The organism is Pantoea sp. EKM103V (assembly GCF_011800365.1).
Lineage (GTDB): Bacteria > Pseudomonadota > Gammaproteobacteria > Enterobacterales > Enterobacteriaceae > Pantoea > Pantoea anthophila.
Genome location: NZ_JAALFQ010000001.1, coordinates 831,687 through 844,289, shown reverse-complemented (window position 1 = coordinate 844,289; position 12,603 = coordinate 831,687). Strand labels below are relative to the sequence as shown.

The window sequence follows — 12,603 nt, the reverse complement described above, 5'->3', positions numbered from 1 at the left end:
TTCTCGTGCCTGATATGAAGCTATTTGCTGGTAACGCCACCCCGGAACTAGCACAACGTATTGCCAACCGCCTTTACACCAGTCTGGGAGACGCCGCAGTCGGACGTTTCAGCGATGGTGAAGTGAGCGTACAGATCAACGAAAATGTACGCGGTGGTGATATTTTCATCATCCAGTCCACCTGTGCCCCCACCAACGATAATCTGATGGAACTGGTTGTGATGGTCGACGCGCTGCGTCGTGCTTCTGCTGGTCGTATTACCGCGGTCATCCCCTACTTTGGCTATGCCCGTCAGGATCGCCGCGTGCGCTCTGCGCGTGTGCCGATCACCGCTAAAGTTGTGGCTGACTTCCTTTCCAGCGTCGGTGTTGACCGTGTTCTGACGGTTGACCTGCACGCCGAGCAGATCCAGGGCTTCTTCGACGTCCCGGTTGATAACGTATTTGGCAGCCCGATCCTGCTGGAAGATATGATGCAGATCGGACTGGAAAACCCGATTGTTGTTTCTCCCGATATTGGTGGCGTAGTACGTGCCCGTGCTATCGCTAAACTGCTGAACGACACCGATATGGCTATCATCGATAAACGTCGCCCGCGCGCGAACGTCTCTCAGGTGATGCACATTATTGGTGACGTTGCTGGCCGCGACTGCGTGCTGGTCGACGACATGATCGACACCGGCGGCACGCTGTGCAAAGCGGCTGAAGCGCTGAAAGAGCGTGGTGCCAAACGCGTGTTTGCTTATGCAACCCACCCAATCTTCTCCGGCAACGCGGTTGAAAACCTGCGTAAATCGGTGCTCGATCAGGTGATTGTCTGTGACACCATCCCTCTCTCTGAAGAGATCAGGGCGCTGCCGAACGTGCGCACACTGACCCTCTCAGGCATGCTGGCTGAAGCCATTCGCCGCATCAGTAACGAAGAGTCCATCTCGGCGATGTTCGAGCATTAATCTTCGCGGAAACCGGGCCCTGTGCCCGGTTTTTTTATGCCTGTTCCTGCCCGCTTAACTCTCTTCTTTTTCTGAGATTGGCGCGATAAATTTTCCCGTTCGCCCCGGTTTGCAACGCCACGCACTCTTTTCATCAATGGCCTCGTTTCCCGCTTCTGCCCGCTGCCGTTAAATGGTAATTTGCTGCCCATTTCTCATCAGAACCCGGCCATCATGACTCTCGATATCTATACCCTGTTTATTTGCGAGCTCTATGTGCTGGGCTTTTTAAGCCTGATCATGATTTTTGCCTGGATCGGATCGCAGTACGATCGCGTGCTGGGCTTTACCCTGCTGTCGCTGGTCCTGACGCTGGTGGCGGTCTTTTTAAGCAGCCTGCGCAGCAGCGGCTTCCATTTTCTGCCGGTGGCCGTCGGGAACGTGCTGGTGATGCTGGCCTATGGCGGGTTGCTGAATGCCTTTCGCCGCTTCTGTGACAAACCCATCGGCAGCCACTGGCTGCTGGGTGCCCTGCTCTGGGCGCTGCTCTGCTGTTTCCCGGCATTTTACGACAGCCTGCCGAAACGGGTGGTGGTGCTCTGTCTTGCCTGCGTCGCCTATACCGCCGCCCTGATCCAGCTGGTCTGGCTGGCTCGTGACACGCTGAAAGCCACCTTCTGGCCGGCCCAGCTGCTGCTCTGGATCCATCTGCTGTTCCATCTGGCCCGGCTGTTTCTGGATAGCGCCGTTGCCAGCGGGCTGCCAGGCGCGATTGGCGGGTCGGCTTTCTCGGTTTACGTTATCCTGGAGTCGATTCTGTTTGTTATTGGCCTCACCTTCACCATTCTGGCGATGGTGAATGAACGGATGCAGCAGACCCTGAAACATGCTTCCCTGCACGACCCGCTGACCCGCGTCTGGAACCGCCGCGCCCTGTTCAGCGAAGCAGAGAACATTGCGGCGCGATGCCATCGCCAGAACCGGCCCTTCAGCGCCATCCTGTTTGACCTGGACCATTTCAAAAGTATCAACGATCGCTACGGACATCAGCAGGGCGACCAGATTCTAATCCACTTTTGCGAGGTGGTGAGCGCACTGATTCCGGCAGGGGGACGTTTTGCGCGACTGGGCGGAGAGGAATTTGCGGCCATCATTCCGGCGACGGTACAGGAGACAGAAGCGTGGTGTGAGACGATCCGGCTGGCGGTCTGTGCATCACAACATAATGCGATTGCCTATTCGGTCAGCATTGGCTTTGCCACGGCCACACATCATCAGCAGGGTTTTGAAGCGTTACTGGTGCAGGCGGATGCGGCGCTCTACCACGCCAAGGCCAGCGGCCGGAACCGCACCGCGCAGCATCCGCTGCCTGCTGCCATTATTTAGTGGTGTGAGTTATGTGACCGGCGGCAGCGCTGGTCATAGTGACGCACCCAGTAATAACGATCTTCAATCTTTTCCCGGCCACTGACCCGGGCGCCCACCAGCCAGAGCAGCGCACCAATAAAGATGCTGAAGATAGCGCCCTGCGCCAGAGACTGAGGCAGATCGAGCGCGGGCAGCTGGTTCATAATAGAGAAACCGACGCCCAGAACCATGGTAACTAATCCCAGTACCATTAGCGTGTTACCCGCTACACGGCAGTGATGATGTTTCATAATGCACCTCCATCCATAAGAGCCAATAACCGCACACAATGTTAAGTGTCATAAGTTTAGGCAATGGCTCAGCCCCGCGATGCGGGCTGGATCACACATCAACCATAAAGCTTCGCCTGGTCCTGATTGCAGACTGTTGATTCCGATAGAAAATGATTAATCACGCTGATGAACCATTTGACTGCTTCTGCTTTGTCATCTCGCCTGTCGCGAAGTAAACTAACGCCCTTTCGCGATAACAGCAGGATAATCATTGTGAGCAGCATTAAACTGATTGTGGGACTGGCCAACCCTGGCGCTGAATATGCCGCCACGCGCCATAATGCGGGTGCCTGGTATCTGGATTTACTGGCGGAACGCCACAATCAGTCTCTGAAAGAGGAAGGCAAATTCTATGGCTACACCGCCCGTCTGGCGATAGCCGGAGAGGATGTCCGCCTGCTGGTGCCGACCACCTTTATGAACCTGAGCGGTAAAGCGGTGGCGGCGATGGCAACCTTTTATCGCATCGCGCCTGAAGAGATTCTGGTGGCGCATGATGAACTCGATTTACCGCCCGGCGTCGCGAAATTTAAGCAGGGTGGCGGTCACGGCGGCCATAACGGTCTGAAAGACATCATCAGCAAACTGGGCAACAACAACAATTTCCACCGCCTGCGCATCGGTATCGGTCATCCCGGCGATCGCAATAAGGTGACCGGATTTGTGCTGGGTAAACCGCCCGTCAGCGAGCAGAAGCTGATTGATGAAGCCATTGATGAGGCGGCGCGCTGCACTGAGCTGTGGCTGAAAGAGGATCGCATCAAAGCCATGAACCGGCTGCATGCCTTCAAACCTGCTTAAACGCCCGAATCGTCGCAATTCCGTGTATAATGCGCGGAATTTTTCAATTCTTCTCCGACAGCTCGCCATCGGGCGCACTGTCCATCCAGTTATAAAGGGTATCAAACCATGGGATTCAAATGCGGTATCGTGGGCCTGCCGAACGTCGGTAAATCCACTCTGTTTAACGCGCTGACCAAAGCGGGTATCGAAGCGGCTAACTTCCCCTTCTGCACCATTGAGCCTAACACGGGCGTGGTGCCCATGCCTGACCTGCGTCTCGACCAGCTCTCTGAGATTGTTAAGCCGCAGCGCGTGGTGCCGACTACCATGGAATTCGTCGATATCGCGGGTCTGGTGAAAGGCGCGTCTAAAGGTGAAGGCCTGGGTAACCAGTTCCTGACCAACATCCGTGAAACCGAAGCGATCGGTCACGTGGTGCGCTGCTTTGAAAATGACAACATCATCCACGTCGCGGGTAAAGTTAACCCGGCGGAAGATATCGACGTGATTAACACCGAGCTGGCACTCTCTGACCTTGATACCTGTGAGCGTGCGATTCAGCGCGTGCAGAAGAAAGCCAAAGGCGGCGACAAAGATGCGAAAGCCGAGCTGGCTGCGCTGGAAAAATGCCTGCCGCACCTTTCTGAAGCGGGCATGCTGCGCTCTCTGAATCTGGATGCCGATGAGAAAGCGGCGATTCGCTATCTGAGCTTCCTGACCCTGAAACCGACCATGTACATTGCTAACGTCAATGAAGACGGTTTTGAGAACAACCCCTATCTGGATCAGGTTCGCGCTATCGCAGCAGCGGAAGGTTCAGTGGTGGTACCGGTGTGTGCCGCAGTGGAATCTGATATCGCCGAGCTGGAAGATGAAGAGCGTGACGAGTTCATGGCGGAGCTGGGACTGGAAGAGCCGGGCCTGAACCGCGTGATCCGCGCCGGTTACGCCCTGCTGAACCTGCAGACCTATTTCACCGCAGGCGTGAAAGAAGTGCGTGCCTGGACTATCCCGGTGGGCGCGACTGCCCCTCAGGCTGCCGGTAAAATTCACACCGACTTCGAAAAAGGCTTTATCCGCGCGCAGACCATTGCATTTGATGACTTTATCGCCTGCAAGGGTGAACAGGGTGCGAAAGAAGCTGGCAAGATGCGTTCAGAAGGTAAAGAGTACATCGTGAAAGATGGCGATGTGATGAACTTCCTGTTTAACGTCTGATAAAAATCTGTTGTTTCATGGGGTTTTATGGAATCTCATGAGCAATGGAAAAACTTTAAATCCACGCAATCGCGTGGATTTTTCATTTCACAGAGTCTCCAATAATCTCGTCACAACCCAGTTAGAGATGAGTATGGGGATGAGTACGATTTTCTTCCATCTTCATTTAAGTAAGTACAATAACGGCATAATATAAATAACGCCCCGATATGCTCACCATACCCAATGCCGCGCTGCCAGACCGAAAGAAAAACTCCATCGACTCGAAGATTTAAATGGTCTCTACCTCGAAGTGAAACCCAATGGCAAAAAGGCCTGCCGCTATCGGTTTTAACTCAACGGCAAATCCAGCATGTTCGCGTTGGGTGAGTGCCCGAAGGTCAAACGTGCCAAAGCTCGCGAGAAATGTGAGCAAGCGCGTAAACAAGTCGCGAATGGAGTTAGCCCGATACAGACTCGCTAATTAGATAAGATCCGTAAGGTCAACGACGCATCCAACACCTTTGAGTTAATAGCCAAGGAGTGGTTGCAGATGAAAGACTGGGCCGAAATCACCAAAACACGCCGACTGGATATGCTTGAACGTGTGGTTTTCCTCGCAATAGGTAAGCTCCCAGTTAAGGAGATCACTCCACATCACATTCTCAAGATTCTTCAGGAAACGGCTAAATGAGGAGCACCGACCGTTGCCGCTGAAGCCCGTCGAACCATTTCATCAGTTTTCGAGTTGGCGGTAGCGACGCTTAGAGTTGATAGCGATCCTGTCTGGCCTGTGCGCAAGGCCCTTCGGTCAATAAAACACAACACAACACAAACAAGCACTGAATTCTCAGCAAATCGGGAAGTTGTTAAGCTGTTTTGACAACAGTCGTGGCTCATACCAGGTTAACTATTGCATGTGGCTCATGTGGTGGACGCTGGCGCGACCAGCCAAAGTAACTGAGGCAGAATGGGAAGAATTCGATCTTGACAACGCACTATGAATTATTCCGGCAACGCGCATGAAAGCTCGCAGGGAACATGTTATTCCCCTTCCCTCCCAAGCCGTCAATATGCTCAAAACACTACAAGGATTAACCGGGCACCGACAGCATATTTTTCCGGGCAGGGATAACCCGCTAGGCCCAATTACATCGCACTCTCTGCGCCAGCTACTCAAAAGTCTCAGTTGGAGTGGAACTTACAGCCCTCATGCCACCAGAACTACGGGGAGTACACGTTTAAACGAGATGGGCTATCGAGCTGATGCTATCGAAGCTCAGTTAGCGCACGCTGATACAAACAATGTTCGCCGCACGTACAATCATGCAACTTACATCGATGAACGAAAAGTGATGATGCAGGAATGGGCAGATATGCTGGACGAGTGGGTAGCAGAATACGATTAGTACTTATTGCATTCAGTAAATCATACAGATAAAAATCGCTATTCATGCTCCGCTATGTGCTAAAAGAAAATCAATGGTTTTGTCGAGGGCTAATTATTTCCATTTATTTGCCCTTAGCATATGTGAAAACCGTTTATTAGACCATCGAATTAAAATGTACTTTTGAAAAAAAGGTCCTAAACAGTGAAGTAAAAAATAATGTACATTACCCCCACAATAGGAATTATATACTCCTCTTCAATTAAAAATACAATATAAGTTACTGCCGCACCCGGTGGGTTTGTCCAACCCTTCACAGCCAAAAACAAGTTTTAGTCTGCTCAGCGTTATATCAAAGGCTAAAACTTAACAGTATATACCTGATTTCTGGTAGTGAAAGCTCCCTTATCTTTTTTACATTGTTCAAATGCTCTTGATAGTTTTTCAAAAAACCTCTGATTGGAATAAACCTGAGCGATATCTTTACCCGCCATCGTCATTCTGCTTCCAATGTTTCTCCTGTAATTTTTAATGAAATTTTCGATATCAAACTTAAACTCATCATTGAAAATATTTTCAAATTCAGATGTCGCAATTTCCGGATAACAGTCTGAGAGAATTGAGAACAGAAAAAAAGCCATGTGATCTGTTGCAGCCTTGATAACCTCATCGTTACTTTCTATACCTTCCAGTGTAAGTTCATTCATTTTTATTTTTCTTCTCTGCCAGTTTCTTTTCAAGCATTGCAGAAAAAGTGTTATTAAGCTGCATTGCCGTTCCCTTTTCAGTATGTTTTATCATTGCATCAGGATGAGTAAAATTTTCCGATTCATGATGTACACTAGTATCATTTTTTTCATGATCTGTTTTTTTAATGTAATTTTTACTTTTTTGCTCTTTTCTCAGATTCTCATTCTCTCTGGCTCTGGCCCCGTTACTTAACCAGGTTTTTCGTTGTACATCTGTCGAACTGACGAAAGTCAGAAGAAAACCAACTAACATATCATGATTAATATCCAGCCCCAGATACTTTGCTACTTCACCGCCTAATACAATTTTTTTATGTGTTGTTTCTTTTCGTGTCAGGGACTTTTGTTTTGTCGTTAATCTGTTCAGTTCCTGCTGTGCTGATGCAAGTAGTTGCTGTAAATTTTTTCTTTCCATTAAATTTCTCCTGTAATATTAAACCCGACCACCAACCACTAAGGGTTTGATCTTCATATTGCTTTTCTTATCCAGCAATCCATTTATTAGTAAAACAAAGGGATATATCTTTTTGTTTTTTATTATGATTTAGTGGCGGCAACCAGAACGTCGAGACGGCTTTTTATCGCTTCATATTGTTGCCCGGCATTAATCACCCCATTAAAACAGTCGAACAGCATTGATTTTTCATACTGCTGTATACTAAACCACCCGCCTTTCCTGTCTGCTCGCCTACTATCTGATGCAAAGGAAGATAAAATAACCTCTCGTTTAACCGAAAGACCAAATAACTGCCTGATAACTTCTCTGGCGGTAGCATATGTACTGTCGATGCTGAAATAATTCAGGAAAAGCCCCGTTACAATGATAATCAGCTCCTGCATGATGCTTCTTTTGAGTGAAGAGACAGCATTACCATACCGCCCTGACAGGGTTCTGAAACGGGTTTGCTCGCTGGCTTCCAGCAGTTGAGGTTCATATTCGCTGCGGATAGCAGTAAAGGCTTCTTTAACCGTGTTTTCTTTTAATCTGATGCGCATACTTTCGCTGTTGTCGCTGTAATCAATCAGAAACCATTTTGTTTCCAGATCGCCATCTCCATTCTGATTGTTAATGACATTTATTATTTTATTCATTTTTACCTCTATTGTTGTTTTAATCTGAATAAAACAATTATCACATCTTTTTTATTTAGCAAATTTTTCAAACATTAAATTCCGGGTTATATTATTAATGTAAGCAATAAGAAAACATCCCTTCTTCGATTTACATCCCTTTACCCCTAAGCTTACGCGCCTCTTCTTTCGGCGCTTAAATCCAGAGAAAAACTTAACCATTTTTTATTTTTATTCGGCGCAAGCTGAATAAAAAATAAATACAATGGCCCACTTATACATTGCTTCGCAACGTGTGGGCCTGGCGGGGGCCTTAAAGTCAAAACATAAGTTTTTCTTGCGAAAAACTAAAAGCAGCAAAGGTCAACACCTAAAAACAAATTAAAAACAGCAAGGAGTATTTTGTAGTATGGCAATATTTCACTTATCGTTTAGCATGCTAAAAAGATCCGCAGGAAAATCGTCCTGTTATCTTGCCGCATATAACGCAAGAGAAAGAATAGAAGACGTGAAAACAGGAGAAGTGTACGATTACTCATATCGTTCCGACCTGTTCCACCATTGTATTCTTGCACCAGAACACACACCTTTAAATATTGTGGAAAACTCGTCTGTTTTGTGGAATGAAATAGAAAAAATCGAAAAAAGAAAAGACGCCCAACTCTCACGTTATTTTGATATCGCTATTCCTGTTGAACTGGATAACGATGCCAAAATCGCGTTAGTGAAAAACTACTGCAAACGTAATTTTGTCAGCAAAGGCATGATTGCCGATATCTCTTTCCATGACCTTGACGGTCATAATCCCCATGCTCATGTTATGCTTACTTTGCGTGAGATAACACCACAAGGTTTCGGCAACAAGAACAGAAGCTGGAACGAGCATGATTTAATGGACGAGTGGCGAGCTTCGTGGTCCAGAATGTCTAACCGTGCGCTTGAACGTACTGGTTCTGCGAATCGCATGGATCACCGTTCCCTTGCAGCACAGCGTGAAGAAGCGATTGCTCTTGCGAAGGCAGCACAGGAAAAAGGAAGAGAGGATATAGCAAACGAATACCTAGCTAAGGCCATTGAGCTTGCTCGCCCTGCCCTTATCAGGATAGACCGTAAATCATGGCATACCAAGAAAGCCAAAACTCTACGTGCCGCAGAACAGGTGCAGGCAGCACAGACCAAACAAGCTGCTAACGATTTCAGGCAGTTGTTTAACAGTGATGTGGGTCATCTCATTACCGTCAACCTCAACACATTCCGTATTGAACGTCTGAAAGCAAAACCAGCACCACAACCCCCGGTACAACGTTCGCAAGAATCTGCTCATCTGCCTGAGCTGGTTGTTACCGAAAGAAAACGTCGCTTCAAGCCTGTCAAAGCGAAGCAAAGGGATATGTCCCTTTACTATGGTGTTGCGCCAAAAACAGCAAAACCAACTCTGTTGAGACGTAGGCGTAAGATCAATTTGCACAAGCTGTATGATTTTATTAAAACTTTTATGAGTGTGTTGCTGAAACACTCTATTCATAAAGCCATACCAGAACCCACTATCACTACCGTAGTCGCGCCAGCCGTTATCGATCCGCTTGATGAGGTTATGATAGACCCAGTTACTAAATTGAAGATAACCCGCAGGCAGTGGGAGTCGATGGGGACTACTAGTCAATCAGCAGACGTTTCCGTACCTCCGGCCGCTAACTACAACCACGAGCCTGAGAAAAAACAAAAGCCAGACAAAACAAGCGAAGCAATTGCCTTTCCACCTTTACCAAAGGAAAAGAAAGTTTCCACAAAATCAAAAGGTTTCACGCTGCCAAAACTTCGCTTTGGTTCTAGCAAGCGTAAAGATGAATAATTTTTAATCAAAACAATCAATTCAGAGTGATTAATTATCCTTTGATAAGCTCGTAACAACTGGAACTTTAAGGCAAAATAGATCAATCGTCCGTATCTGGAAAATGACCATAATGGCTAGAAAACCCAAAGAAATCAAAACAGACCCGTTAGAGGTCATCCTGTGGAAAGCGGCTGACAAGCTACGTAAAAACATCGACGCTGCTGAGTACAAGCATGTGGTACTAGGCCTGATTTTCCTCAAATACATTTCAGATTCTTTTGAATCGCATTACGAATTGCTAAAAGATGGGAAAGGCGAATACGCGGGAGCCGACCCGGAAGACAAAGACGAATACACTGCCTATAACGTGTTCTTTGTTCCTGAACTGGCGCGATGGAGTTACCTGATATCTAAGGCCAAGCTCCCCGAAATCGGTAAGTTGGTAGACGATGCGATGGAGCTTATCGAAGCGGGTAACCCACAGCTAAAAGGTGTATTGCCGAAAGTCTATGCTCGCCAGAATCTTGATGCCACAGTGCTGGGTGAACTGATAGATCTGATTGGCAATATTGCATTAGGTGATGCCAAAGCACGCTCTGCTGACGTTTTAGGCCATGTGTTTGAATACTTCCTTGGTGAGTTCGCGCTGGCAGAAGGTAAACAAGGTGGTCAGTTCTATACTCCAAAATCCATTGTAAGCCTGCTTGTTAACATGCTGGAACCCTATAAAGGCCGTGTCTTTGACCCTTGCTGTGGTTCTGGTGGTATGTTTGTTCAGTCAGAAAAATTTGTTGAAGCTCATCAGGGTAATATCGATGATATTTCGATTTACGGGCAGGAATCCAATCAGACAACCTGGCGTCTGGCAAAGATGAACCTTGCTATTCGTGGTATCAACTCAGAACACGTCCGCTGGAATAGTGAAGGCTCATTCCTGAATGATGCCCACAAAGATTTAAGATCTGATTTTATCATTGCTAACCCACCGTTTAACGTTTCCGACTGGTCAGGCGAACAACTTCGTGGTGATGCTCGTTGGCAACATGGTATTCCGCCTGCTGGTAACGCTAACTTTGCCTGGATGCAACACTTCCTGTATCACCTATCGCCAAAAGGTCAGGCTGGCGTTGTGCTGGCAAAAGGGGCTTTGACTTCGAAAAGTTCTGGTGAAGGTGATATTCGTGCAGCACTTGTTAAAGATGCAAATGTGATTGACTGTATTGTTAACTTACCTGCAAAACTGTTCCTGAATACTCAGATCCCGGCGGCGTTATGGTTTATGCGCCGTGATCGTGAAAACAGCAGTCAGTATCGAGATCGCAGTAAAGAAATTCTGTTTATTGATGCCCGTAATCTCGGTCATTTAATCAACCGCCGTAGCAAAGTGCTTTCCGACGACGATATCAAGACCATTGCTGACACATACCATAACTGGCGTAACAAAGGTGGCAACTACGAAGATGTCGCTGGTTTTTGTGCATCTGTCGATATCAATGAAGTCGCTAAACTTGACTACGTTCTGACGCCAGGCCGTTATGTCGGTCTTGTTGAAGAAGAAGACGATTTCGAATTTAAAGAAAGATTTACTGTTCTGAAAGCAGAATTTGAAGCACAATTGAAAGAAGAAGCATATCTAAATAAAGCTATCGTTGATAATTTGGCGAAGGTGGTTTTATGAGTCAGTGGACATCTATAAAATTAGGTTCTATTGTAAATATAACAAATGGATTTGCATTTAAATCGAAAGACTTTTTAACATCCCCAACATATAATACTTTGCCGGTACTTAAAATAAAAAATGTAGCTAATGGGGATGTTCATTTAAAAGATGTTCAATATCACTTATTTGATAGCAAATACGGGAAATACACTTCCTCAAAAGGTGATATCCTAATAACCTTAACAGGTAATCATCCACAAGCCCTAACTCAGGTTGTGGGAGCCGTATCAAAGCAGAAGTTTGATACGCTTACATATATTAATCAACGAGTTGCTAAAATAGATCCAATTCCTGATCTGGCCTTTAAGGATTTCATTTATTATTTTCTTAAAGATAAATCGACCCATGATTACTTAGCAAGTCAGTCTTCCGGAAGTGCAAACCAAGCAAATATTTCAAAAGCAGATATTGAAAACACAGAGTTATTACTTCCACCATTTACTGAACAAATAGCCATTGCCTCTGTGCTGTGCTCGCTCGATGAAAAAATAGACCTACTTCATTATCAGAATCAAATACTGGAAGCTATGGCCGAAACACTTTTTCGGCAGTGGTTTATTGAAGAATCGCAGGCAGATTGGAAAACAACGACACTGGATTGTCATATTACAGTAGCCAAGGGGTTAAGTTATAAGGGGTCTGGTCTTACCATGTCGGATAATGGCATTCCACTTTTTAGTTTAAACTCAGTACTTGAGGGGGGTGGTTATAAGAGTGCTGGTTTAAAATATTACAATGGTGATTTTAAAGAAAGACATATTGTAAAACCTGGGGATATAATTGTAGCCAATACTGAACAAGGTCATGAATATCGACTCATCGGTTATCCTGCTATAATTCCAAAAACTAAAAGTGAATTATCAATCTATACTCACCATTTATTCAAAATTAATATCAATGACGATAGTTACCTAACTAATGCCTTTATGTACTATTTACTTTGCGCCAAAGATATGCATGAGCAAGTTGTTGCTGCAACAAACGGTTCAACTGTAAATCAGTTGTCGGCTGACGGATTACAACGCCCAGAATTTAAACTCCCTCCGGAGTATAAGGTGAAAGAGTTCACTGCACAGATTGCTTCCTTCTGGAACAAAATAAGTAATAACAACTCACAAATTAAAAAAATTGAATCTCTGCGCGACACTCTCCTCCCCAGACTGATGAGTGGTGAAGTACGAGTTCAGTATGCAGAAGAAGCAATCGCGTCAGTAGCATAAAATAATTAA

At 46.5% G+C, this 12,603-nt stretch carries 11 protein-coding genes and 1 pseudogene; 8 read left to right on the top strand and 4 right to left on the bottom strand.

All coding sequences use genetic code 11. From position 1 onward, the window contains the following. Nucleotides 1–5: 5 nt before the first annotated feature. Nucleotides 6–953, top strand: a complete 948-nt coding sequence (prs, locus tag HFD97_RS04130) for a ribose-phosphate diphosphokinase (protein ID WP_009090638.1) — start codon at nucleotides 6–8, stop codon at nucleotides 951–953. A 213-nt stretch (nucleotides 954–1,166) separates the two neighbouring features. Beyond that, on the top strand, nucleotides 1,167–2,318 hold the full coding sequence (locus tag HFD97_RS04125; RefSeq protein WP_167430937.1) for a GGDEF domain-containing protein: 1,152 nt from the start codon (nucleotides 1,167–1,169) through the stop codon (nucleotides 2,316–2,318). On the opposite strand, the gene ychH is transcribed toward HFD97_RS04125, so the two are convergent. After that, nucleotides 2,315–2,590, bottom strand: a complete 276-nt coding sequence (gene ychH, locus HFD97_RS04120; RefSeq protein ID WP_009090642.1) for a stress-induced protein YchH — start codon at nucleotides 2,588–2,590, stop codon at nucleotides 2,315–2,317. The genes HFD97_RS04125 and ychH overlap by 4 nt on opposite strands. Before the next feature lie 255 nt (nucleotides 2,591–2,845). Between ychH and pth the strand changes: the two genes are divergently transcribed. The 3 genes and pseudogenes from pth to HFD97_RS04105 all read left to right on the top strand — a co-directional run bounded on the left by pth (nucleotide 2,846) and on the right by HFD97_RS04105 (nucleotide 6,021). Further along, nucleotides 2,846–3,433 carry an aminoacyl-tRNA hydrolase gene (gene pth / locus HFD97_RS04115; RefSeq protein WP_009090644.1) on the top strand — a complete coding sequence of 196 codons (588 nt, stop codon included), beginning with the start codon at nucleotides 2,846–2,848 and terminating at the stop codon, nucleotides 3,431–3,433. A gap of 108 nt (nucleotides 3,434–3,541) precedes the next feature. Further along, entirely contained in the window at nucleotides 3,542–4,633 is a 1,092-nt protein-coding gene (ychF, locus tag HFD97_RS04110) for a redox-regulated ATPase YchF (RefSeq protein WP_046101684.1), read from the top strand. Between the two features lie 196 nt (nucleotides 4,634–4,829). Next, a pseudogene (locus HFD97_RS04105) lies at nucleotides 4,830–6,021 on the top strand (tyrosine-type recombinase/integrase). Nucleotides 6,022–6,359: 338 nt separating this feature from the next. On the opposite strand, the gene HFD97_RS04100 reads toward HFD97_RS04105, so the two are convergent. From HFD97_RS04100 to HFD97_RS04090, 3 genes are all read right to left on the bottom strand, one after another. Next, nucleotides 6,360–6,707: a hypothetical protein gene (locus HFD97_RS04100; RefSeq protein ID WP_167430938.1), complete on the bottom strand. Its 348-nt coding sequence runs from the start codon at nucleotides 6,705–6,707 to the stop codon at nucleotides 6,360–6,362. Then, nucleotides 6,700–7,164, bottom strand: coding sequence for a conjugal transfer protein TraD (traD, locus tag HFD97_RS04095; RefSeq protein ID WP_167430939.1), 465 nt, complete (start codon nucleotides 7,162–7,164; stop codon nucleotides 6,700–6,702). The genes HFD97_RS04100 and traD overlap by 8 nt, the downstream gene beginning before the upstream one ends. A gap of 122 nt (nucleotides 7,165–7,286) precedes the next feature. Beyond that, a complete protein-coding gene (locus HFD97_RS04090; RefSeq protein WP_167430940.1) occupies nucleotides 7,287–7,841 on the bottom strand; it encodes a hypothetical protein in 555 nt (184 codons plus the stop codon). A gap of 388 nt (nucleotides 7,842–8,229) precedes the next feature. Here HFD97_RS04090 and mobQ point away from each other — a divergent pair, with 388 nt between their 5' ends. From mobQ to HFD97_RS04075, 3 genes are all read left to right on the top strand, one after another. Beyond that, nucleotides 8,230–9,672, top strand: a complete 1,443-nt coding sequence (gene mobQ / locus HFD97_RS04085; protein ID WP_167430941.1) for a MobQ family relaxase — start codon at nucleotides 8,230–8,232, stop codon at nucleotides 9,670–9,672. A 112-nt stretch (nucleotides 9,673–9,784) separates the two neighbouring features. Beyond that, nucleotides 9,785–11,332 (top strand): class I SAM-dependent DNA methyltransferase, encoded by a 1,548-nt coding sequence (locus tag HFD97_RS04080; RefSeq protein ID WP_167430942.1) that lies wholly within the window; start codon nucleotides 9,785–9,787, stop codon nucleotides 11,330–11,332. Further along, the gene (locus HFD97_RS04075) at nucleotides 11,329–12,594 is read left to right on the top strand and encodes a restriction endonuclease subunit S (RefSeq protein WP_167430943.1); all 1,266 of its coding nucleotides are present in this window, start codon (nucleotides 11,329–11,331) and stop codon (nucleotides 12,592–12,594) included. The genes HFD97_RS04080 and HFD97_RS04075 overlap by 4 nt, the downstream gene beginning before the upstream one ends. Nucleotides 12,595–12,603: the final 9 nt, after the last annotated feature.